The organism is Streptococcus sp. Marseille-P7375, assembly GCF_902460365.1.
GTDB lineage: Bacteria > Bacillota > Bacilli > Lactobacillales > Streptococcaceae > Streptococcus > Streptococcus cristatus_I.
In genome coordinates, this window is sequence record NZ_CABPTR010000001.1 from 1,019,664 (window position 1) to 1,041,596 (window position 21,933).

Below are 21,933 nucleotides of genomic sequence, written 5' to 3' on the forward strand. Positions count from 1 at the left end.
CAAAACAATGTCTTTTATATCTTTATTCGTAATTAAAACACCAAAGAGAGGGCTTGTGAAATAAAACGAAGTATTATTTATTCTCTCACTTATGTAATATCCCTAAACAAAAACGAGCTGAAAAAATTCCAAACTCGTTTTTTCTTATCCAAATAAATTCTGATTCTTTTTTTCAGGAACTTTCAAAAAGAGAGCAAGCAAGAGCACTAGACCTATAATCGATGCCAGCATGAAATTCATACTACCATAGCCAAAACCATCTAAGATAGACCCTGACATATTCTGAATGAAAATTGTTCCTAGATTTCTCCCTGTCTGTAGTAACGCAAAAGCGGTCACCAAATATTTTTCATCTACCAAATTTGCTACGATGCGCAGACTAAGCATAGTCAGTACCATGCCAGAAGCATGCTTGGAAAGCAGGGTAACTGCAATTTTCGAATCCAAGCCAAAGTTCAAAGCATAAACTGTGTACTGAAGGAGCATCATACCTAAACAAATATAGAGCAACTTTTTGACAGCTATCTTATCCATGAAAAGATAGGAATAAAAGATCAAGGGCGCCTCGCATAGTACAGAAACTGCGACAACTGTCGTTGCCCAATCAACACTCAAACCGCTGGATTCTAGCATGGACGGAATATAGGTATGCCCTGTATTGCCCACACCAGAGTAAAGGGCAACAAGGAAAAGATAAAAAAGATAGGTTCTGTTTTTAAGTATAGCTGAAAAGAGCGAATGGCCTCGTTTTTCACTCTTTTTAGCCAACCTATCCCGCTTAGGATTCATACCAAGAACCCCTATAATACTCAGCAGCATGGTTCCAATAAAGACCAAATAAATGGCCTGGGGAGAGATATTCTTATAAATCAAACCTGCCAGCTGTGAACCGACGGCATAACCGATTGTTCCCCAAATTCGGATTTTCCCATATTTATAAGGACTTTGGGTTGCTAGTACATCCATCACGGTACCCACCCCATTGATGAGCATCAAGACAAAACTATACCAGATAACTAAAAGCCATAGATTATCAGCCTCCATGAAAAAAATGTCTCCCAGGATAATCAGGAAAAAACTGATAAGCGAAACCCTCTTGATGCCAAGAGTATCATTTAACAGCCCCATGATTGGCTGAGCCAGCATGGAAGAAAAGAAAGAAGCTGATACGACGATAGATACTTGACCAGCCGTGTACCCCTTATCCAACATATAAACGGATATCAAGGTCGAAAACAATGAATTGGACAGAAAATAAAAATTATACATCAAAAAATAAGCCAAATAGCTATTAGAAAACTTTTTTCCCATCATCAAAATCTCTCCAAAATAGAATAGAGAGTGGGACAGAAATCGGTAATTCGTTAGAATTCGATTTCGTCGTCCCACCTCCGCACAGTTGAGTAGGGCTGTAAAAGCTGATGAAATCAGCGTAGTAGAGTCCACTCAACCACTGCGTCTTGCTCGACAATCCAAAGACAATTGAGAGGCTAGGACTTTTGTCCCAGCCTCTATCTCAGCTTGCAAAATAAGCATAAGCCTTTATTTAAATCTTTGCTTTCTAGCCCTTGCTTTAGCTTTTCTCGATTTCCGATTCTCAATATAGAAAATCAGGACAATAATGACAATTGGCAAGGCAATTAACCAGCGGTTGCTCAGCAAGTCACTATACCAAGTTTTATTATTTTCTTTCTTAGTGACTTCTTCTTTGGCAGACTGGGTAACAGAAGCATCTACTTCCTCCACTTTCATCTCATCAGAGATCTTTGGAGAGAGTGTGTATAGATCATTTCCGGCCTTCAAGACACCATTCTCAACTACAGGTTTTGCCTTCGCGCCTTTTTTGACTGTCGCATAAAAATCCTCTGGCAAATCATAAGTTTTTCCACCAATCTCTTGCTTCCCTTTAGAGAATAATTTCTTGTACTCATAGTCAGCATAAGATTTTTCGATCAAGGCATTTCCAAATGGATGGCGGTAATATTCACCGTCTTGGTCAGACCAGTCGCCAACGCCCATGATAACGCCAATCACGCGCTGGTTTCCGCGCTTGACAGTTGCAATGTAGTTGAAGGCACCGTTCGGACTTGAGCCTGTCTTCAGACCATCTACTCCCTCTAAAGCATAGCGAGCACCTGGCAGAGAGTAATTATAAGTCTCAAATGTTTCTTCATAAGGCGTGCCTGCCTTGACGGTCACTTTGGCCTGATTGGTATAGTTTAAAATATCTGGATAGTTTTTTACAAAATTATAAGCTAAAATCCCTAAATCACGCGCAGTCGTTTGGTTGCTAACATAATTGTTATATCTCTGAGGTGTATAATAACCCTTGAAAGAAACTGCTGCTGCACCACTGGCATTAAACCATTTGGTATTGGTCATGCCTAGTTCCTGCGCTTTCGCGTTCATCTTGTCCAAGAAAGCATCGGGATCGTTATCTGATAGGTAATTTGCCAGCATCACTGTTGTTGCGTTAGAAGAGGGTACAACTGTCATGGTAATCAGCTCAGAAACAGTATAATTGACTCCAGCCACGATTTTATTATTGGAAATTTCATAAATTCCCGCAACCGCCTGATCTTGCGGCGTCGCCTTAATCACCGTATCTAAACTGAGTTTTCCCTCTTTAATGGCTTCAAAAACCAAGTACAAGGTCATGATCTTACTCATGCTAGCTGGATCGCGAACCTCATCAATGTTATCCTGCCACAGTATATCGCCCGTATTTCCGTCAATCATCAAAGATGACTTAGGACGATTGATTGCTTGTACATTTTCATTGGGATACATTTTTCGTGCCATATCTACCAATTCATCTGCCGCAGCAGAAAGCGGTGATAGAAAGGCAGACAAAATCAATCCAAACACCAAAAACTTCTTCTTCACATTTATCCTCCAAAAAAATCATTCCTAATTAGTATACCATATTTTTAACAAGGTTTTTGATAAATATAAAAAATCCTATCTAAAAATTAGATAGGAAATAGATTGTTAGGCTTCTAATAAACTTAGAGCTTCTTTGTCTGCAATAATCACGACATCTTCATGGCCTTGAAGGGCGCTAGCTGGCACAGCTTCTGTTACCTCACCTCGGACTGTTCCTGCGATGGCTTGAGCTTTAGAAGCGCCATAGGCAAATAGAATGATTGATTTTGCATCTAAGATATTCCGAATTCCCATTGAAATGGCTTGAGTCGGTACGTCCTCTATCTTCTCAAAGAAGCGAGCGTTCGCTTGGATAGTTGATTGCTCCAAATCGACGATATGGACAGTACTATCAAAACTAGTTCCTGGCTCATTAAAGCCAATATGGCCATTGGTGCCAATTCCCAAAATTTGCAAATCCACTGGATGATCAGCCAAGACTTGATTGTAGCGTTTCACTTCTGCTTCCACATCTTCTGCTGTACCGTTTGGCAAAAAGCTCTCTTTGAAAGGCTTTTTATTAAATAGCTGCTCATTCATAAAGTAACGATAGGACTGGGGATTATCTTCTGAAAGTCCCACATACTCATCCAAGTTTACACTGGTCAGCTCTGACAAATCTAGGTCACTGGCAATGATTTGCTTGTAAAACTCAATCGGGCTACTTCCTGTTGCCAAGCCCAGTGTTTTAGCCCCCTGAGCCAACTTTTCTTTCAAGATTTCTAAAGCTACCTTTGCGCCTTCTACTTGATTCTCAACACGAATAACTTTCATTCTGTTCTCCTATTTTTCTTGATTGATTCCTTATTTTATTATATGGTATAGACCAATTTTTGTCAAGTAGATTCTACTTAATTTTTTCAAATTTTACTAAGAGACTTAGCGTCAAATCATGGTATAATAAAAGCATGCTATTACCAATGATTATAATTTTTTTACTCGGAATTGCCCTTTTTACCACTGGGCTTTTCTTAAAAAAACATCTAGGTTGGCAACTAATTTTTTTATGCTTGGGAATTTTCTTTATCAGTATTCCCTTTTTACTTGCCGCCTACTATATTTGGATCATGAGAACTATTTAAGGAGATAGAATGAATACTGCTGATTTTGATTTTCACTTGCCGGAAGAACTGATTGCTCAAACCCCTCTGGAGAAGCGAGACTCTTCTCGCCTACTCATTGTAGATCGGGAAACTGGCCAGTTTAGTGACCAACATTTTGACAATATTATTGACCAACTTGAGCCAGGTGATGCCTTGGTTATGAATAACACCCGTGTCCTGCCAGCTCGCCTTTATGGAACCAAGCCTGAAACCGGCGGTCATGTCGAGCTCCTGCTCTTGAAAAATACCCAAGGAGACTTCTGGGAAGTTCTAGCCAAGCCCGCCAAGCGTCTAAGAGTCGGAACGCGTGTTTCTTTCGGTGATGGTCGTTTGACTGCCACTGTTACAGAAGAGCTAGAACACGGCGGACGGATCGTTCGCTTTGATTATCAGGGTATTTTCCTAGAAGTTCTAGAAAGTTTGGGTGAAATGCCCCTGCCGCCTTATATCCACGAGAAGCTAGAAGACCGTGAACGCTACCAGACAGTCTATGCCAAAGAAAACGGCTCCGCCGCTGCTCCAACCGCTGGCCTTCATTTCACGGAGGAATTGCTGGATAAAATTGCGGCAAAAGGCGTTAAACTCGTCTACCTGACGCTGCATGTCGGGCTCGGAACCTTCCGTCCCGTATCAGTTGACAATCTGGAAGAGCATGAGATGCATTCCGAATTTTATAGTTTGTCTGAAGAAGCAGCTGAGACCCTGCGCCAAGTCAAGGCAAGCGGCCACCGCATCGTTGCTGTCGGTACCACTTCTATCCGAACACTGGAAACAATCGGCAGCAAATTTGAGGGTCAAATCCAAGCAGACTCCGGCTGGACCAATATCTTTATCAAACCGGGCTATCAGTGGAAGATTGTTGATGCTTTTTCAACCAACTTCCACTTGCCAAAATCAACCCTTGTCATGCTGGTATCAGCTTTTGCTGGACGCCAACTGACACTTGAAGCCTATGAGCACGCTATTGCTGAGCGCTATCGCTTCTTTAGCTTTGGCGACGCTATGTTTATCAAATAATACAGGTGAATCTATGAATAAAATCGAAAGTAGGCATCGCCTCATCCGCTCCCTCATCATGGAAAAAAGAGTCCATACCCAGCAGGAACTCCAAGAACTATTGGAAGCAAATGGTGTCATTGTCACCCAGTCTACCCTTTCTCGTGACATGAAAACTCTCAATCTAGTCAAAGTGACCGAAAATGACAAATCCTACTATGTCATTAACAGCATCGCCCCTTCTCGTTGGGAAAAAAGACTGCGCTTCTATATGGAAGATGCCCTCGTCATGCTCCGCCCCGTTCAGCATCAAGTCGTCATGAAAACCTTACCCGGACTAGCCCAATCTTTTGGTGCCATTTTAGACGCTCTGGAATTACCCCAGATTGTTGCTACAGTCTGCGGAGACGATGTCTGCCTGATCATCTGCGAAGATAATCAAGCTGCTATCGAATGCTTTGATAAACTCAAAGAATTTGCACCCCCATTTTTCTTTAGTAAATGACAAAAGAGTTGGAAAATCCAACTCTTTTTCGTGTTGATTCACAGTTTTTACTTGGAAAAATCTGCAACACTGATATCTATCCTAGCAATTTTACTCTCCTGCCAAGCGGAAAATAGTCTCAGCATAGATATCCATCGCACGATAGAGATCTTCCAAAGACGCTCGTTCATTGGCCTGATGTTCCGTCTGCTCTACATCTGGGAAAAGAGCACCAAAGGCTACACAGTTTGGCATGGTTCGAGCAAAGGTAGCCCCACCAGAGGACATAGCTGGACTAGTATCGCCAGTCTTTTCTTGATAGATAGCCATTAGGGTACTGACCAGTTCGCTGTCCTTAGGTATATAAAGCGGAGCCAAATAGTCAAACTCTTCATAGTCCAGCTGGTAGCGCCCAGCAATCTCCGCTAGTTGTGCTACTAGCTGATCTTTATCCGCTAAGACAGGAATCCGAATATCAATACGGATTTCAGACTTTTCTGAGTTCAGCGTCAGACCTGCAATATTAAAGGAGAGTCTACCAGAGGGTTCATCTGAAATGTCACCAAATAAACGGCTACCAGTCGCATCTTCTCCCACCGCTTCTGCAATAAAGGCCAGAGCAGGATGAGCTTGTAAAGGCTGCAAAACTGTCGCTAGCCGAACAATAGCATTGATACCTTCAGCTGCATCCTTGGCATGCTTAGGTAGACCGAGAACAGTGACTTGTTGGTCATTTTGCTCGTATTCAAAAGAAGCTGCCTGCAAACCTGCCACGACCTGTTTCAAAAGTTCTCCTTGATAGCTAGCCTTGCCAGGCACAACATTAAAGGCCTCTCCAGCTTCTAGCTCTAGCTGTTCTGAACCAGGACCATGCAGCTTGACTTGCAAGAGGCCTTTTTCAGCATAGGTCAGAGGGAAGGAAGAATCTGGTGCAAAGCCAAGCGTCGCTGTTTCTTCAAGTTCATTATACCGCCCCATACAGCGCCAAAGTGTCTCTTCGTCCGTACCAAAGATAAAACGAACCCGCTTTTTAAATTTTACTCCGCTATCTAGCAGAGCCTTGACCGCGTAGAGAGCAGCCATAGATGGTCCCTTATCATCTTGGACACCACGTCCGAAGATCCAGCCGTCTTTGATAGATGCCTCGAATGGCGGTGTCCGCCAATCCGCCTCATCACCTGATGGAACAACATCCAAATGACAGAGAACGGCCAGAAGCTCTGCTCCCTGACCGATTTCTGCATATCCGTAATAACCTTTAGGGTCAAGATAGGTAGTGAAACCTAAACTTCGACAAATCTCTAAAGTTTTTTCTAGGACATCTTGAATTGCTTGTCCAAAAGGTGTTCCATTTTCTCCCTCGTTAAGAACCGAAGGGTAGGAGATCAAGGTTTTTAATGATGTAAGAAATTCATCTTTAACTTGATTTGTTATATATGTTTTCATGGAATCACCTCACTCACTCTTTATAGGAATGGAATGAACGTTCCAAGGAGAAGAAGGGCGATAGTCACTACAATGATAGCAACTACAAGTTTGCCCATAAATTTCCACCAAGTACCGATGTTGATACGTCCAAGCGCAAGAGCTCCCATCACAATACCAGATGTTGGTGCAATCAAGTTCAAGACACCTGAAGCAGATTGGTAAGCAGTGATGATCAAGCTAGGACGCACATTGACAAATTCTCCGAGTGGAGCCATGATACCCATAGTCGCGCTGGCAAGACCAGATGAAGATGGGATCAAGAATGACATAGGCAGATAGAAGATATAAGTCAAAACGATAAAGACTTGTGAAGACAGACCGCTCAGGCCTTCTTTACCCCAGTTGAGGATAGTATCGGTAATCATACCATCGTTCATGATAACTTGGATACCACGGGCAATCGCTACGATCAAGGCAACACTGAGCAAATCAGCAGCACCATTCATGAAAGCAGAGATAATCTTGTCTTCTTTAAGACCATAAACAACACCAATAAGGATACCCATGAAGGCAAAGAGCATTGCGCCTTCTGGGAAGTACCAAGTACCCAAAGCAGCTGTAGATGAGCCAACAATCTTACCGATAACTGGAAGACCAGTCAACCAAGTATTTAAGTCTCCAAAGAGAGTAATACCTAAGTCACTCCATGGAATGAAACTCAAGACCATCAAGACAAAGGTCAGTACAAAGAGAACAAAGACATGTTTTTGTTTCTTAGTAAGAGTTGAATTAACGTTTTCTTCATCTTCTCCAACATTGAAGAATTTCATATCTTCATCACGTGTTGCATAAGTAAGAGACTTAGTTGGATCTTTTTGGATCTTATCAGCATACTTGTAAACGAACCAAGTGCTAAGACCAGTTAAAGCAAACCAGAAAATCAAACGAAGGATAATCCCTTCACCAAGACCTACACCTGCAGTTGATGAAGCAATACCTGTCGCAAATGGGTTCAAGGTAGATGCCAAACATCCTATTTGTGAACCGAGCAAGATAATGGCAACCCCAGTCAAGCTATCAAATCCAACAGCCATCATAACTGGCACAAGAAGAGGATAGAAGGCCATAGTTTCTTCACCCATACCATAAGTTGTACCACCGAGGGCGAACAAAGGCATGAGAACCAAAATCAACATTTTTTCGCGGCCCTTGTACTTCTTCACAATAGAAGCAATACCAGTGTCTAGCATACCAGTTTCATTGACAACACCAAGGAAACCACCAACCATGAGGATGAAGAAGGCTACATCGATCGCTGCACTAGTTTCCTTAATCAGCGAACCTTCCTCTGGATGAGTACCTAGCATAGCCCGAATCGGTGCCATGAGAACATCCCAAATCCCTTGCGGATTTTGAGGTTGGGATTTGTAAACACCATCCACAAAGGCACCTGCAGGGATGATCCAAGTCAACACTGCCATAATAGCAATGATTATCAACAAGACGGTATAAGATGAAGGCATCTTAAACCCTTTTTTAGCTTTTTCACTCATTTGTTTTTCCTCCTAATGTCTAACAAAGTGCAAAAAACCAACCACTTTCTTAAATAAATATTTAAGAAAAACGCTTTCTATTTATATTTATTTTACCACATTAAGGTCTAAAAAACTAGTATTTTTTGAAAATATCGCATTTATTTTCAAGAAATATTCCTAACTTGATATAAAGACGTTAGAAATAACATATATTTACTAGTAAAATAGCTTATTCTTTTTCAATGATTGTTCCGCTTTCAGATTCGATCAAAGCGCCAAGATTTTCAAGGGAAGTAATAACTGCTTTTCCTTCTGGACGACCGTTGACAAAAGCGATAGCTGCTTCTACTTTTGGAAGCATGCTGCCAGGGGCAAATTGGTCTTGTTTGATATATTCTTCCAGCTGAGCAACATTCACATGTTCCAACTTTTCTTGGTCTGGTTTATTGTAGTTGACAAAGACGTAATCTACACCAGTCAAGACGATGAAAAGGTCAGCTTCGACTAATTCTGCCAAGCGTTGAGAAGCAAAGTCTTTATCAATAACAGCTTCAACACCAGCCAAATGACCGTTGTCTTCCTTGATGACTGGAATTCCGCCACCACCAGCAGCAACGACCACTTGACCAGCATTCAAGAGGGTACGAATTGTTTCGATTTCCTTGATATCAACAGGTTTTGGTGAAGCAACAACCTTGCGCCAACCGCGGCCAGCATCCTCTTTGAAAGTCGCTCCGCTCTTTTCAGCTTCTGCTTTTGCTTCTTCTTCTGAATAGAAAGGACCGATTGGTTTGCTCAAGTTAACAAAAGCTGGGTCATTTTTATCGACAACAACTTGTGTCACAACTGAAGCAACATCTTTTTCGATTCCTTCATCCAAAAGAGCATTTTGCAAGGCATTTTGCAGCCAGAAACCGATGCTACCTTCTGTCATAGCAACAAGTGAATCGAGTGGGAAAGCAGGGTTCTTTTCAGAATCAGCAGCCAAATGTTGGAGCAAGAGATTTCCAACTTGAGGACCATTACCGTGAGTGATGATCAAATCATCCCCATTTTTGATCAATTTTACAAGGTGCTTAGCTGTTTCCACCAAAGCTTCTTGTTGAGCTTTTGCTGATGGATCAGAAGAAAGAATCGCATTTCCTCCCAAAGCTACCACAATTTTACGATTTGCCATAAATTCTCCTTTATCACATTCAATTGAATGCCTTTAGATTTCGGTTTAATATTTTTTCAAATTTTTATAAGAAATAACAGATTTCCATCATATAAAAGAGGACTGGACTAAAGCTATTAGTCGCAGCCCTCATAGCTGTTGGTATTACGGTTTATTAATTATACTTTTGGAATGTAAAGGTTGCCGAGTGTAGCAGCCATAACAGCTTTGATTGTGTGCATACGGTTTTCTGCTTGGTCAAAGTGGCGAGCGTATTTGCTGCGGAAGACTTCGTCTGTTACTTCCATTTCTTCTACGCCAAATTTTTCAGCAACATCTTTACCGTAAACAGTATTCGTATCGTGGAATGCTGGCAAGCAGTGCAAGAAGATCAAGTCTTCATTGTCAGCTTTCTTCACCAATTCCATGTTAACTTGGTAAGGTTTCAAAAGTGCAACGCGTTCTGCGAATTTATCTTCTTCACCCATAGATACCCAAACGTCTGTGTAAAGTACATCTGCACCTTTAACAGCTTCGTCTGCATCTTCAGTGATGAGGATGTGTACGCCGCTTTCTTTAGCAAAGCCTTCTGCCAATTCAACAATTTCTTTTTCTGGGAAGAGTTCTTTTGGTGAGAAGATGTGAACGTTAACGCCAAGGATAGCTCCTGTTACGAGCAAGCTATTAGCAACGTTGTTACGTCCATCACCACAGTAAACCAATGTCAAGCCTTCCAAACGACCAAAGTTTTCTTGAACTGTCAAGTAGTCAGCAAGCATTTGAGTTGGGTGCCATTCATCAGTCAAACCATTCCATACTGGAACACCTGAGAATTCTGCCAATTCTTCTACCATGCGTTGGCTGAAACCACGGAATTCAATCCCGTCAAACATACGTCCCAATACTTTAGCAGTATCTTCTGTAGATTCTTTCTTACCAAGCTGAATATCATTGGCACCAAGGTATTCTGGATGCGCACCAAGGTCGATAGCTGCTGTAGTAAAGGCCGCACGCGTACGAGTAGATGTTTTTTCAAACAAGAGGGCGATATTCTTACCAGCAAGATAGTGGTGCTGAATATTGCGTTTCTTCAAGTCTTTCAAGTGAGCTGAAAGTCCGATTAGGTATTCTAATTCTGCACGAGTAAAGTCTTTTTCTGCAAGGAAGCTACGTCCTTGGAATACTGAATGTGTCATTCTGTTATTTCCTCTTTCTAGTTATTAAATTTCTATTGATAAATTGTTGAACACGAATTAAACTTCTTCACGTTCAAATGGCATAGACATACAACGAGGTCCACCACGGCCCCGAACCAATTCACTTCCGCGAATCTTGATCAAGCGAAGCCCGTATTCTTCCAAAATCTTGTTGGTTACGGTATTTCGGTCATACACTACCACCACACCAGGAGCAATAGTCAAGGTGTTAGAACCGTCATTCCATTGTTCACGTCCAGCTGCTACGATATTGCCGCCACCGCAACGAATCAAATGAACTTTTTCTACGCCAAGGTTTTGAGCCAGAAGCTCAGCCAAGTCACCTTTTTCTTCAACGATCTTCAGTTTTTCGTTTTCATAAGTAACTGAGTAAACGCGAAGGTCGCCTTCGATTTCTGGGTGAATTGTGAACTTATCATAGTCAACCATAGTGAAGACAGTATCCAAGTGCATGAATTTACGGTTGTTAGCAAATTCAAAGGCCAATACTTTCTTGAAGCCAACATTCTTCTTGAAGATGTTCACCAAAAGTTTTTCGATAGATGCTGCGTCGGTACGTTGAGAAATACCAACTGCCAATACATCTTTAGAAAGAACTAGTTCGTCCCCACCTTCAATACGGGTATCTTCTTCACGGTTGTAAACCAATTCCACTTTTCCAGCATATTCTGGGTGATATTTGAAAATGTATTTACCGTAAAGTGTTTCACGGTTACGAGTATCTGCAAACATGTGGTTGAGCGATACGGCATTACCAATGGTTGCAAATGGATCGCGTGTGAAGTAAAGGTTTGGCATTGGATCAATCGCAAATGGATAATCTGATTCTACCAAGTCAGTCAGACCCTTCGCTTCGTCAGGAATTTCTGGCAATTCAGCTTTTTGAACACCTGCCATTGTTTTTTCAACCAATTCTTGGTTGTCCTTGATACCATGCAGCAATTCACGAATAGCTTTCTTCGTTTCGCGTCCACGAATATTTGCTTCTTCCAAATATTCTTCGATGAACTGTTCACGAATTTCTGGAGAAATCAAGGATTCAGCAGCCAATTTTTCGAGATAAAGAACTTCAATTCCTTCATCACGAAGAGCTTGAGCGAATGCATCGTGTTCTTTTTGAGCATCTTCCAAGAAAGGAATGTCATCAAAAAGAAGACGTTCTAGGTAGTCCGGTAGCAAGTTTTCCAGCTCTTTGCCCGGACGGTGCAACATAACTTTTTTCAGTTTTCCAATTTCTGAGAAAACATGAATTGGATGTGTAGACATCTATTGTCCTCCTTTTCGTTGAGGTTTGGTTTCCCAATCCCTTTTATGCTATTATTCTATCATGGATTGGAAAGGCTTACACCTAAAATCTTACATTACAAATGCCAAATCCTTTGCGTTTTTTATAAAACATTATGATATTTATTTATTTTAAAGCGTTTTCTTTGCATATTTTGATTGTTCTATTATTTTTAGGAATATATATTTTTTTGTAAAAAATATATGTTCAATTAATATTAGAATATGATCAGAAAAAACTTTTAAATGTGTAAAAATGTTTGAAAAAAGCCAATCAAATGATTGATTAGCTTCCTTCAAAATATCTCATAAAGTAATCTTTATTCTTAAATGTCAGTTTTTTATGCTCGTAGTCAATCACTTCTTCCTCTCTTAATTTTTTTAGAACTTGATTGACTGTTTCACGTGTGGTGGCTCCTAACTTGGCCAACTCTTTCATACTCATTGGAAATGGAAGTGTATCCTGCTCTTTGCACAGATCCATGCATAAAATAGATAAAGACTGGGTCACGCGATCTGTAGCACTGGCTGAGACGACATTCCGTAAGCGCAATTCCTGAAATTCTAAAATCTGCGATAAACGCTTGGTGATAAACAACAGCTGATCGACATTCTTTTTTGAATAGTCTTCAAATAAGTCCATAGGAATGCTGAAATACTCGACATTGGTGACCGCGCTAGCTGTATAATGATAACGCTCATCGAAAAACATGCCCCCATATGGAAACACACTATTCATTTTAATATAATCCATATAAGAAAAAGTATCGGTTGAATCGTACTGCTCGATACGAACATAGCCTCGATGCAGGAGGAAAAGACGATCCCTACGGTCCCCTGAAAAGAAGATAATCTGTCCCTTGGGAATCTTGCGGAATTGAATCTCAATAGCAATTTTATCAAAAATTTCCACAGGAAAATGTGCAAATGCTGGATGCTGCCTAATAATCTGATAATGTTCCTTATTGATCATAATAACCCTTCTTACTTGCTATTAGTATTATAGCATAAATCCGCTTACAGGCAGAAAACAGCCATTATAAAAATAAGAAAGCCTAGCAAAACTAAAAGACGTGCCCACTTTCTATTCATGGGTTTTCTATCCGCCTGGACTCTTTTCGGCAGATAATTTCCCATAATTATAAAAGCCACACCAACGATCACAGTTGCTATTTTACGGATATCAAAGTCCTCGTCTAAGCCCCCATAGATAGTCGCCATATAGAGTAAGACAAAGCTAAAGGGAAAGATCCAGCGAATAAGGTGTTTAAAAGTGGGATTTAAGATATCTTTAGCAACAGTAGACCAATAAATCATAACTTCTAGCAGCATCATGACAATTGGAGAAGCAGAGATTAACAGAAACTTAGGTAAAAAGCTGTCTCCTTCCCCAGATAAGTCAAAGTGAATCGCTAGGCTATCTGGTAATTCTTGATAGACCCAGATGGCATAGAAAACTGGCAAGAGCATGACGCCAAGTGCCCATCCTAATTCTTGTAAACTATTTTTTTTCATTTTCGTTTCCTCCTCCAAGAGATTGAAACCAGACAAGAATTTCTTCAAAAACAGTGACATCTAAGCTGTAATAAATAAAGTTCTTCTGCTTTTCTTCTATGAGTAGACCGGCTTTCTTTAGCTGAGAGAGGTGGTAGGATACCGTCGCAGGCGTCAGCTCAAAAGCTTGGGCAATTTCCCCTGCAGACTTTGGACCATGCTTGAGCATTTCCAGAATCCCCCTCCGAACTGGGTCAGCTAGAGCTTTAAGCGTTTGACTGATCCCCATGATTAGACCTTTCTTTCAGGTAAACTTTCAAGATTTTCTTGGTCAGAAAGACTAGTGCCACTACTTCTACCAAGAGCAGAGCTTCAACTGCAAGTGGCGGAAGAAAGCCTACCTGAGCCAGGGAAGGCGCTAAGTCAATCAGGGCGTGAAGTCCCAGCGCAGCTAAAAAATACACTGGAGCCTTCTCCTTGACCGCCTTCCAAACCCAGAAGGTCAGCAAGATTTGGATAAGAATAGCCAAGATCCGCTCAAGAGCCAAAAGATAGATGCTGCCAGCACTCATGGAACGGACATTGTCAATAACTGCTTGAGGAATTTGAGCCAGCATCTGAGCATTCCCCTGAGTCACTACTTGAGCTATAACCCAAAGGTTTAAGAGACTGACAATACCAACAAACAAAGCCTCAATACCACCATGCCCCAAGCCATAGGCCACACCATCCCCAAAGGTCAGTGGACGCTTCTTTTGCAGCCAGTAAAAGATGACCCAGCGACCTGTTTCTTCAAAAATAGCTGCCGCAGCAACAGTATAAAGAACGTATAGCCAAGGATTTTCCATCCGCAAAGCAATAGTCCCATCAGCCTGAGGCTGTAAAACGATACGATGCAAGATATTTTCCAGAACCTGACTAGACAGATAAAAGCCAACTCCCCCTAAAAGGAAAACTAGCAGAGAAATGTGCTTGGTCTTTTTAAAATAAACCAAAGGAACAAGGACTGCCCCTAAAATCAGCAGCATAGCAATCAAGATATGAATGGAAATCATCGTTTTTTCTCCTGAACTGTTTAGATTTTTTTCTAAATAGATTATACATTTTCCCTTTCTTTATGTCAAATCTATTTCGAATTTTTTCTAAACAACGTTCAATCTAAAAATCATCAAACTCCACTGCAATAAAAACCAAAAATACGCCCAGATTTTCATCTAAGGCGTATTTATTAGATTAGTTCATATTAACCCGGTGCCACTCATTGATGATATAGGCAATTTGACCGACCTGATCAATACCAACTCCACTAATCTCCTCACTGGCTTCTGTGCTGCCACCTAGATAGGCTGTATAAAGTGCCACAATATAAGGCTTCTCCTCCATAACAATAGCATCAACATTGAGAGCCTCTCTAACATAACCAGGCTTTTGGTAAATTGTCAAATCGTATAAATAGCGTTTGTAGTATTCACCGGGGAAGGACACACCGATAAAATAAAGAATATCCTTGTATTTTTCTTGATTATTCCACAAATACTCTAGAACTTGAATATAATAGTCCGTTGTTGTTTTATTCTTGCCGCTGATCGTCTTGATTTTAGCTTTTGACCGACCATACCTTTCAAACATGCTGTAGGCCTTGTCCATCCCACCCAATCGCTCTGCTAACGCATAAGCGGGCGTATTTTCAGAGTAGACTAGGGAATACTCCTGCATATCAGGAATAGACATGGCGCCATTGAAGGCCGCTACATAGTTATCGTGCTCTCCCTTGTATTCATAGCTGGTGTTGGTAATATCAAACCGCTCTTCCAGCGATAATTTTCCTGCTGCTACCTCATCAACAACCAACATATTAAGGGGGAGTTTATAAGTAGAGCCTGCTGTCATAGGCTGGGTATCATTCATGGCATAAGTTTGCCCACTTGTCAGATCTTTATAAGAAAAAGCAATCTGCGAAGAGTCAATTCCCATGTCATCCATGTAAGCCTGAATAACTTGTGGCAAGGTCATATTCGCATAATCGTAAGATAAACCCAAAGCTTCCATGGTCGGAAGGTCTTGCTCTATCACCTGTTGCTTCTCTTCCATCGTCTTGCTAGCACGCGCAGTCGCCTCAGACTTCGTTTCCTCTCCTTCTGTAGACTGTGAAGAAGCAATTGATTGACCTGCTTCTGCTATCTTTTTATCAGCTCGCTGTGGCTCCACCAAAAGACCTAAAAAACAAATAAATAAGAAAACACCACCGAACCAGCAAGCCAGTTTCTTTATGTCATTTTTAATCAAAGTTTTTCTCCTAATATTTTAGTATTATAAAAGATTCTCATTAAAATAACAAGTAGAAAGGTCAATTTAAGGGCATTTAAAAACGAATCATTGCGATCCGTTTTATAATTCTATTATTTAGCTGCTGCGTAAAGCTCATCTACTTTGTTCCAGTTGATCACTGAGAAGAAAGCCTTGATATAGTCAGGACGCACGTTGCGGTATTTCACGTAGTAAGCATGTTCCCAAACGTCCAAGCCCAAGATTGGTTTCTTACCTTCTGAGATTGGTGTATCTTGGTTCGCTGTTGAAGTTACTTCAAGTTCCCCTTCTTTGTTGACAACCAACCATGCCCAACCAGAACCGAAACGAGTTGTTGCTGCTGCAGTGAAGGCTGCTTGGAATTCTTCGAATGAACCGAATGTCGCATCGATCGCTGCTGCAAGTTCTGCTGAAGGAGCTGTCTTTTCAGGAGTCATCAATTCCCAGAAAAGAGCGTGGTTCAAGTGTCCACCACCGTTGTTGATCACTGCTTGGCGGATATCAGCCGGAATAGACTCAACATCTGCCAACAGTTTTTCTAAATCTTCACCAATTTCAGGATGTTTTTCAAGCGCTGCATTTACGTTATTTACGTAAGTTTGATGGTGCTTGTCATGGTGAAGGTGCATTGTTTCCTCATCGATGTAAGGTTCCAAAGCGTCGTATGCATAAGGTAGATCTGGTAAAATAATTGCCATTTACTTGTCCTCATTTTCTTTATTATTATACAAATCATAACGTAAAAACGCACATTTTTCAACTATTTTGCTTATAAATTTTGCTAAGCTTTTAGAAGTTTCCTGTTGCGATTTTTAGCAAGGCAAGGTCAAAAAGGTAGTCCTTGTCATAAAGGCCAGACTTGATCTGGTAGTCCGTTTCAATCAAACAGGTCAGGGTTCTTTTCAGAAAGTTGAGGCTAAGACCACGCGCATCCTTAAGCGCAAACTTGACTTGGAAGGGATTCATCTTGCGGCCTAGATAGTCTGATAACTCCGCCACGATTTGACTTTCAGATCGGCCATTATCCGCCAAAATTTTAACCTGAGTAAACATCCGAAATTGACCTAACATGATAGCAATCAACTTGATTTCATCTTCACCCTGCAAGGTCAGATCGCGCACCAAACTCCGTGCCGCATCAATTTGTTTCTGTAAAATCAGCTGAGTCAAATCAAAAATGTTGTCCTGCAAGGTTTTGGGAATGGCCTCAGCAATGTCTTCTAGACTAATTTGCCCTGACTCCTTATAAGACTTCAGAAAAGCCAAGTTTTTACTGATTTCACTAAAATGAAAGCCTGATTTGATCAGCAAGTGGTCAAAAGCCTTCGGAGCAAAGTCCAGACCTTCAAGCTGGGCTTGTTTGGTAAAATACTGACGTAAGTCTGTTTCCTTAATCTCAGCTGCTTCAAAGATCTGTCCGTCGCGCTTGAGTATCTTGACTAATCTGCGTTTGCTGTCCAGCTTACCTTCTGCAAAAATGACCAATTTGGTCGTGCTACTAGGATCTTCCAAATACTGCTCAAAGGACTTGAGCTCTTCATCCGATAAATAGCGCTTTTTTGCTGTCGTTAGATCCGCAAAATGATCTAAAATAATAATCTTTTCATCTGCAAAAAAAGGCAGACTGACTAAATCTAGCTCCACATCTGCATAAGACGTTTCTTTCATATCAAATAATGTGACATTCAAATCCGCTGGATCGTAGTGGATCTGCTTCAAAAACTCGTCTTTTAACAGCTCAAATTGCCCCAAGTCATCTCCCGTCAAAATCGTTAAAGATGGAAGATTTTCGGGAGTGATGTTCCTAATTTTTTCAATTGCTAACACAGTGGCACTCCCTTCTATTTTCTTGATTCTTAGTCATGTATAAATTGTAACAAAAAACAGCAGGAAAGTCTGCTGTTTTTTATCATTCTGACTAGAATATCCGAGACTAAAAGAATTGTCCCAACTGCATGATGATTGTGACCAAGAGGGTGATAAGAAAAAGAATGCCACCTAGAACTGCAATCATACTAAACTCTTGCTTCTCTCTTTTCAACGGTTTTCTACGATTATCTAGTTGCTCGTTGATATGTTCCTGCAGAATTCCCTTTTTCTTCTCTGGCATGATTGTCCTGAACAGCGATGCGGATATTGCGATGAGGCATTTTCATAGCTACTTTCATATTACCAGGTAAGGATTCTCCGATAGGCTCTTGCCAGAAAAGAACATCTTCTGCACGACCATTTTTAGGACGAAGAGCATAGGCCACCAAGAAGGGGGTTGCTAGAGAATTATAAATAATACGATCTGTATCATATCCACGATATTGCAGATAAAAGACGACAAATTCTTGTTTAGATTTAAAGATATGACGCTTTCCTTCAAGTGTCAAGATGATATCACCAGTCAGATGATTTTCCATAATGACCACGACATTGTTCTGGTCAAAATAGCGAGTATGGGTCGGACGTTGTGTCTGGTCGTAGGTTATTTGTGCGAAAAGCCGTCCTTTGCGATTGTAGATATCTGCCGCTCGGACTTGCCCCTCTGTATCCAGCCATTCGACAGCCCGCACACGTCTTTCATGTGTTGGTTGGCGATAGAAAATATTGGCACGCTTCTTGCCCATATCCAAGATTTCGCCATTTACATTGCTGGAGCGAATCTCCCATAGATGCGGTTTGGGGACAAGATTAAAATAAATTGGACGGCCCTCTGGTGTGTCCAAATCTCCTGTAAAATAACTGTAAGGAGACTCGACATCTGGTGAAAGATAGCCATCGTCTTGTACAACAACAGGACAATCAAGTCCTGTTGCTTTTAATGAACGTAACAAATCAAAACTTGCTTGATCATAGCGGTCAAACAAACAAATCATAGTGGTTATGCCTTTCTTTCTGAATCCTAAAGGCTGTCTATGCCGTATTATGGTAACACCTTGTTTCAAAAATACCAGATGAGGTGTTTTTTAGCATGCCCTTTTATTGATCAAAAAGTGTTAAAAATAAGACAGTAACCTCAGAATAGCTACTGTCTTATCTCTTTTTTTACTTAAAGCCTTGATAGACTTGACAGATGGTAGAAAAGAGCCCAAAAACCCCAGATAGCCTTGAGCCATCCGGGGTTCTTATTTTCATCGCTAAAATGATATCAACAAAATTTCATTGTAGCCGATTTTTGGAACTTAGTCTTCTAAATCCATTTCAGAAGCTGCTGATCTCTTCTTCTTACCAAGAAGAGAGGCAGTTACCAAGGCAGCTACTCCTAATCCAAGACCAGCAAATTGGTTGCTTGCAGTTCCTGTATTTGGTAAAGCCTTAGCGTTTGGAGTAACTTTGACTTGTCCTGGTTGTGCAGGCTGTGGCTTAGGTGCTTGAGAGTGATTTGTAGCACTTGAGATTGAAGCACTGTCAGACAAGCTAGCTGAAGTACTTGCGCTGTTGCTCAAGCTTGTGCTTGTTGAAACTGATTCACTTGTGCTGATTGAAGCACTTACGCTGTTGCTCATGCTTGCTGAAGTTGAGGCATCGCCTGAGCCATTGCTTGTACTTGTTGAACCTGAACCACTACCTGAGTTGTTGCTTGCACTGATTGAGGCAGACACGCTGTTGCTCATGCTTGTGCTTGCTGATGCTGAAGCACTGATTGAGGCAGACACGCTGTTGCTCATGCTTGCTGAAGTTGAGGCATCGCCTGAGCCATTGCTTGTACTTGTTGAACCTGAACCACTACCTGAGTTGTTGCTTGCACTGATTGAGGCGGACACGCTGTTGCTCATGCTTGTGCTTGCTGATGCTGAAGCACTGATTGAGGCAGACACGCTGTTGCTCATGCTTGTGCTTGCTGATACTGAAGCACTGATTGAAGCAGACACGCTGTTGCTCATGCTTGTGCTTGCTGATGCTGATGCACTGATTGAGGCGGACACGCTGTTACTCAAGCTTGTGCTTGCTGATTCAGATGCACTGATTGAAGCGGACACGCTATTGCTCATGCTTGTGCTTGCTGATTGGCTTGCACTAATTGAAGCAGACACGCTGTTGCTCATGCTTGTGCTTGCTGATACGGAAGCACTGATTGAAGCAGATACGCTGTTGCTCATGCTTGTGCTTGCTGATTCAGATGCACTAATTGAAGCAGACACGCTGTTGCTCATGCTTGTGCTTGCTGATACGGAAGCACTGATTGAAGCAGACACGCTGTTGCTCATGCTTGTGCTTACTGATTCAGATGCACTGATTGAAGCAGACACGCTGTTGCTCATGCTTGTGCTTACTGATTCAGATGCACTGATTGAGGCTGACACGCTGTTACTCAAGCTTATGCTTGCTGATACAGATGCACTGATTGAGGCAGACACGCTGTTGCTCATGCTTGTGCTTACTGATTCAGATGCACTGATTGAAGCGGACACGCTATTGCTCATGCTTGTGCTTGCTGATTCAGATGCACTGATTGAAGCGGACACGCTATTGCTCATGCTTGTGCTTGCTGATTGGCTAGCTGATACAGATGCTGAAGTACTTTGACTTGCAGATACTGACGCGCTTACTGATTGGCTTGCACTGATTGAGGCAGACACGCTGTTACTCAAGCTTGTGCTTGCTGATACTGAAGCACTGATTGAAGCAGATACGCTGTTGCTCATGCTTGTGCTTGCTGATACTGAAGCACTGATTGAAGCAGACACGCTGTTGCTCATGCTTGTGCTTGCTGATGCTGATGCACTGATTGAGGCGGACACGCTGTTACTCATGCTTGTGCTTACTGATCCAGATGCACTGATTGAAGCAGACACGCTGTTGCTCATGCTTGTGCTTGCTGATGCTGATGCACTGATTGAGGCGGACACGCTGTTACTCAAGCTTGTGCTTGCTGATTCAGATGCACTGATTGAAGCGGACACGCTGTTGCTCATGCTTGTGCTTGCTGATTCAGATGCACTAATTGAAGCAGACACGCTGTTGCTCATGCTTGTGCTTGCTGATACGGAAGCACTGATTGAAGCAGACACGCTGTTGCTCATGCTTGTGCTTACTGATTCAGATGCACTGATTGAAGCAGACACGCTGTTGCTCATGCTTGTGCTTGCTGAGATAGATGCACTGATTGAGGCTGACACGCTGTTACTCATGCTTGTGCTTGCTGATTGGCTAGCTAATACAGATGCTGAAGTACTTTGACTTGCAGATACTGACGCACTAGCTGATTGGCTTGCACTGATTGAGGCTGACACGCTGTTACTCAAGCTTGTGCTTGCTGATTGGCTAGCTGATACAGATGCTGAAGTACTTTGACTTGCAGATACTGACGCGCTTGCTGATTGGCTTGCACTGATTGAGGCAGACACGCTGTTGCTCATGCTTGTGCTTGCTGATTCAGATGCACTGATTGATGCTGACACGCTGTTACTCATGCTTGTGCTTGCTGATGCTGAAGCACTGATTGACGCTGATACGCTGTTACTCAAGCTTGTGCTTGCTGATGCTGAAGCACTGATTGAAGCAGACACGCTGTTGCTCATGCTTGTGCTTGCTGATACTGAGGCACTGATTGACGCTGATACGCTGTTGCTCATGCTTGTGCTTACTGATTGGCTAGCACTGATTGACGCTGACACGCTGTTGCTCATGCTTGTGCTTGCTGATTCAGATGCTGAAGTACTTTGACTTGCAGATACTGACGCGCTTGCTGATTGGCTTGCACTGATTGAGGCAGACACGCTGTTACTCATGCTTGTGCTTGCCGATTCAGATGCACTAATTGAAGCAGACACGCTGTTGCTCATGCTTGTGCTTGCTGATACTGAAGCACTGATTGAAGCAGACACGCTGTTGCTCATGCTTGTGCTTGCTGATTCAGATGCACTGATTGAGGCAGACACGCTGTTACTCATGCTTGTGCTTGCTGATACTGAAGCACTGATTGAAGCAGACACGCTGTTGCTCATGCTTGTGCTTGCTGATACTGAAGCACTGATTGAAGCAGACACGCTGTTGCTCATGCTTGTGCTTGCTG

24 protein-coding genes are annotated in these 21,933 nt (G+C 42.0%); 6 read left to right on the forward strand and 18 right to left on the reverse strand.

What is annotated here, in order from left to right; translation table 11 throughout:
• Positions 1 to 144 precede the first annotated feature (144 nt).
• From FZ954_RS05270 to nagB, 3 genes are all read right to left on the reverse strand, one after another.
• The gene (locus FZ954_RS05270) at positions 145 to 1,311 is read right to left on the reverse strand and encodes an MFS transporter (protein WP_187423331.1); all 1,167 of its coding nucleotides are present in this window, start codon (positions 1,309 to 1,311) and stop codon (positions 145 to 147) included.
• Positions 1,312 to 1,542: 231 nt separating this feature from the next.
• Positions 1,543 to 2,886, reverse strand: a complete 1,344-nt coding sequence (locus FZ954_RS05275; protein WP_148877608.1) for a DUF1958 domain-containing protein — start codon at positions 2,884 to 2,886, stop codon at positions 1,543 to 1,545.
• 105 nt (positions 2,887 to 2,991) lie between these two features.
• Entirely contained in the window at positions 2,992 to 3,699 is a 708-nt protein-coding gene (nagB, locus tag FZ954_RS05280; RefSeq protein ID WP_148877609.1) for a glucosamine-6-phosphate deaminase, read from the reverse strand.
• A 317-nt stretch (positions 3,700 to 4,016) separates the two neighbouring features.
• Between nagB and queA the strand changes: the two genes are divergently transcribed.
• Positions 4,017 to 5,045, forward strand: coding sequence for a tRNA preQ1(34) S-adenosylmethionine ribosyltransferase-isomerase QueA (queA, locus tag FZ954_RS05285; protein WP_148877610.1), 1,029 nt, complete (start codon positions 4,017 to 4,019; stop codon positions 5,043 to 5,045).
• A gap of 13 nt (positions 5,046 to 5,058) precedes the next feature.
• Positions 5,059 to 5,529: an arginine repressor gene (locus FZ954_RS05290; RefSeq protein ID WP_005590761.1), complete on the forward strand. Its 471-nt coding sequence runs from the start codon at positions 5,059 to 5,061 to the stop codon at positions 5,527 to 5,529.
• A gap of 90 nt (positions 5,530 to 5,619) precedes the next feature.
• On the opposite strand, the gene FZ954_RS05295 is transcribed toward FZ954_RS05290, so the two are convergent.
• The 15 genes from FZ954_RS05295 to FZ954_RS12065 all read right to left on the reverse strand — a co-directional run bounded on the left by FZ954_RS05295 (position 5,620) and on the right by FZ954_RS12065 (position 19,363).
• Complete coding sequence (locus tag FZ954_RS05295) at positions 5,620 to 6,954, reverse strand: dipeptidase (protein ID WP_148877611.1); 1,335 nt, start codon at positions 6,952 to 6,954, stop codon at positions 5,620 to 5,622.
• Between the two features lie 20 nt (positions 6,955 to 6,974).
• Complete coding sequence (locus tag FZ954_RS05300) at positions 6,975 to 8,489, reverse strand: YfcC family protein (protein ID WP_148877612.1); 1,515 nt, start codon at positions 8,487 to 8,489, stop codon at positions 6,975 to 6,977.
• A 211-nt stretch (positions 8,490 to 8,700) separates the two neighbouring features.
• The gene (gene arcC, locus FZ954_RS05305) at positions 8,701 to 9,648 is read right to left on the reverse strand and encodes a carbamate kinase (protein WP_045499180.1); all 948 of its coding nucleotides are present in this window, start codon (positions 9,646 to 9,648) and stop codon (positions 8,701 to 8,703) included.
• Positions 9,649 to 9,806: 158 nt separating this feature from the next.
• Positions 9,807 to 10,823, reverse strand: coding sequence for an ornithine carbamoyltransferase (gene argF, locus FZ954_RS05310; RefSeq protein ID WP_148877613.1), 1,017 nt, complete (start codon positions 10,821 to 10,823; stop codon positions 9,807 to 9,809).
• Between the two features lie 57 nt (positions 10,824 to 10,880).
• Complete coding sequence (gene arcA, locus FZ954_RS05315) at positions 10,881 to 12,110, reverse strand: arginine deiminase (protein ID WP_005590767.1); 1,230 nt, start codon at positions 12,108 to 12,110, stop codon at positions 10,881 to 10,883.
• A gap of 304 nt (positions 12,111 to 12,414) precedes the next feature.
• Positions 12,415 to 13,101 carry a Crp/Fnr family transcriptional regulator gene (locus FZ954_RS05320; protein ID WP_148877614.1) on the reverse strand — a complete coding sequence of 229 codons (687 nt, stop codon included), beginning with the start codon at positions 13,099 to 13,101 and terminating at the stop codon, positions 12,415 to 12,417.
• 44 nt (positions 13,102 to 13,145) lie between these two features.
• A complete protein-coding gene (locus FZ954_RS05325) occupies positions 13,146 to 13,643 on the reverse strand; it encodes a DUF1648 domain-containing protein (RefSeq protein WP_148877615.1) in 498 nt (165 codons plus the stop codon).
• The gene (locus tag FZ954_RS05330; RefSeq protein WP_002896078.1) at positions 13,630 to 13,911 is read right to left on the reverse strand and encodes an autorepressor SdpR family transcription factor; all 282 of its coding nucleotides are present in this window, start codon (positions 13,909 to 13,911) and stop codon (positions 13,630 to 13,632) included. The genes FZ954_RS05325 and FZ954_RS05330 overlap by 14 nt, the downstream gene beginning before the upstream one ends.
• Entirely contained in the window at positions 13,889 to 14,677 is a 789-nt protein-coding gene (locus FZ954_RS05335) for a YhfC family intramembrane metalloprotease (RefSeq protein WP_125389613.1), read from the reverse strand. The genes FZ954_RS05330 and FZ954_RS05335 overlap by 23 nt, the downstream gene beginning before the upstream one ends.
• Positions 14,678 to 14,855: 178 nt before the next feature.
• Positions 14,856 to 15,908 carry a serine hydrolase gene (locus FZ954_RS05340; protein WP_148877616.1) on the reverse strand — a complete coding sequence of 351 codons (1,053 nt, stop codon included), beginning with the start codon at positions 15,906 to 15,908 and terminating at the stop codon, positions 14,856 to 14,858.
• 113 nt (positions 15,909 to 16,021) lie between these two features.
• Positions 16,022 to 16,627: a superoxide dismutase SodA gene (gene sodA / locus FZ954_RS05345; RefSeq protein WP_148877617.1), complete on the reverse strand. Its 606-nt coding sequence runs from the start codon at positions 16,625 to 16,627 to the stop codon at positions 16,022 to 16,024.
• 91 nt (positions 16,628 to 16,718) lie between these two features.
• Positions 16,719 to 17,756, reverse strand: coding sequence for a DNA polymerase III subunit delta (gene holA, locus FZ954_RS05350; RefSeq protein ID WP_148877618.1), 1,038 nt, complete (start codon positions 17,754 to 17,756; stop codon positions 16,719 to 16,721).
• Positions 17,757 to 17,862: 106 nt separating this feature from the next.
• Positions 17,863 to 18,039, reverse strand: coding sequence for a hypothetical protein (locus FZ954_RS05355; RefSeq protein ID WP_048764492.1), 177 nt, complete (start codon positions 18,037 to 18,039; stop codon positions 17,863 to 17,865).
• Entirely contained in the window at positions 17,984 to 18,793 is an 810-nt protein-coding gene (locus FZ954_RS05360) for a hypothetical protein (RefSeq protein WP_262366225.1), read from the reverse strand. Before FZ954_RS05360 ends, FZ954_RS05355 begins: the two co-directional genes overlap by 56 nt.
• 306 nt (positions 18,794 to 19,099) lie before the next feature.
• The gene (locus tag FZ954_RS12065) at positions 19,100 to 19,363 is read right to left on the reverse strand and encodes an LPXTG cell wall anchor domain-containing protein (protein ID WP_316246100.1); all 264 of its coding nucleotides are present in this window, start codon (positions 19,361 to 19,363) and stop codon (positions 19,100 to 19,102) included.
• Here FZ954_RS12065 and FZ954_RS12070 point away from each other — a divergent pair.
• From FZ954_RS12070 to FZ954_RS12085, 4 genes are all read left to right on the forward strand, one after another.
• Positions 19,356 to 20,444: a hypothetical protein gene (locus tag FZ954_RS12070; protein WP_316246101.1), complete on the forward strand. Its 1,089-nt coding sequence runs from the start codon at positions 19,356 to 19,358 to the stop codon at positions 20,442 to 20,444. The two genes, FZ954_RS12065 and FZ954_RS12070, sit on opposite strands and share 8 nt — an antisense overlap.
• A gap of 69 nt (positions 20,445 to 20,513) precedes the next feature.
• Positions 20,514 to 21,098 (forward strand): hypothetical protein, encoded by a 585-nt coding sequence (locus FZ954_RS12075; RefSeq protein ID WP_316246102.1) that lies wholly within the window; start codon positions 20,514 to 20,516, stop codon positions 21,096 to 21,098.
• Between the two features lie 177 nt (positions 21,099 to 21,275).
• Positions 21,276 to 21,584: a hypothetical protein gene (locus tag FZ954_RS12080; RefSeq protein ID WP_316246103.1), complete on the forward strand. Its 309-nt coding sequence runs from the start codon at positions 21,276 to 21,278 to the stop codon at positions 21,582 to 21,584.
• A 63-nt stretch (positions 21,585 to 21,647) separates the two neighbouring features.
• The coding region (locus tag FZ954_RS12085; RefSeq protein ID WP_316246104.1) for a hypothetical protein at positions 21,648 to 21,933 on the forward strand (286 nt) is incomplete at its 3' end.

What these genes read in the sequence shown, in the direction of transcription:
- FZ954_RS05270 (WP_187423331.1), bottom strand. Translation starts at nt 1,311, where the DNA reads ATGGGAAAAAAGTTTTCTAATAGCTATTTGGCTTATTTTTTGATGTAT.
- nagB (WP_148877609.1), bottom strand. Translation starts at nt 3,699, where the DNA reads ATGAAAGTTATTCGTGTTGAGAATCAAGTAGAAGGCGCAAAGGTAGCT.
- queA (WP_148877610.1), top strand. Translation starts at nt 4,017, where the DNA reads ATGAATACTGCTGATTTTGATTTTCACTTGCCGGAAGAACTGATTGCT.
- FZ954_RS05290 (WP_005590761.1), top strand. Translation starts at nt 5,059, where the DNA reads ATGAATAAAATCGAAAGTAGGCATCGCCTCATCCGCTCCCTCATCATG.
- FZ954_RS05295 (WP_148877611.1), bottom strand. Translation starts at nt 6,954, where the DNA reads ATGAAAACATATATAACAAATCAAGTTAAAGATGAATTTCTTACATCA.
- FZ954_RS05300 (WP_148877612.1), bottom strand. Translation starts at nt 8,489, where the DNA reads ATGAGTGAAAAAGCTAAAAAAGGGTTTAAGATGCCTTCATCTTATACC.
- arcC (WP_045499180.1), bottom strand. Translation starts at nt 9,648, where the DNA reads ATGGCAAATCGTAAAATTGTGGTAGCTTTGGGAGGAAATGCGATTCTT.
- argF (WP_148877613.1), bottom strand. Translation starts at nt 10,823, where the DNA reads ATGACACATTCAGTATTCCAAGGACGTAGCTTCCTTGCAGAAAAAGAC.
- arcA (WP_005590767.1), bottom strand. Translation starts at nt 12,110, where the DNA reads ATGTCTACACATCCAATTCATGTTTTCTCAGAAATTGGAAAACTGAAA.
- FZ954_RS05320 (WP_148877614.1), bottom strand. Translation starts at nt 13,101, where the DNA reads ATGATCAATAAGGAACATTATCAGATTATTAGGCAGCATCCAGCATTT.
- FZ954_RS05325 (WP_148877615.1), bottom strand. Translation starts at nt 13,643, where the DNA reads ATGAAAAAAAATAGTTTACAAGAATTAGGATGGGCACTTGGCGTCATG.
- FZ954_RS05330 (WP_002896078.1), bottom strand. Translation starts at nt 13,911, where the DNA reads ATGGGGATCAGTCAAACGCTTAAAGCTCTAGCTGACCCAGTTCGGAGG.
- FZ954_RS05335 (WP_125389613.1), bottom strand. Translation starts at nt 14,677, where the DNA reads ATGATTTCCATTCATATCTTGATTGCTATGCTGCTGATTTTAGGGGCA.
- sodA (WP_148877617.1), bottom strand. Translation starts at nt 16,627, where the DNA reads ATGGCAATTATTTTACCAGATCTACCTTATGCATACGACGCTTTGGAA.
- FZ954_RS05355 (WP_048764492.1), bottom strand. Translation starts at nt 18,039, where the DNA reads ATGCCAGAGAAGAAAAAGGGAATTCTGCAGGAACATATCAACGAGCAA.
- FZ954_RS05360 (WP_262366225.1), bottom strand. Translation starts at nt 18,793, where the DNA reads ATGATTTGTTTGTTTGACCGCTATGATCAAGCAAGTTTTGATTTGTTA.
- FZ954_RS12080 (WP_316246103.1), top strand. Translation starts at nt 21,276, where the DNA reads ATGCTTGTGCTTGCTGATTCAGATGCACTGATTGATGCTGACACGCTG.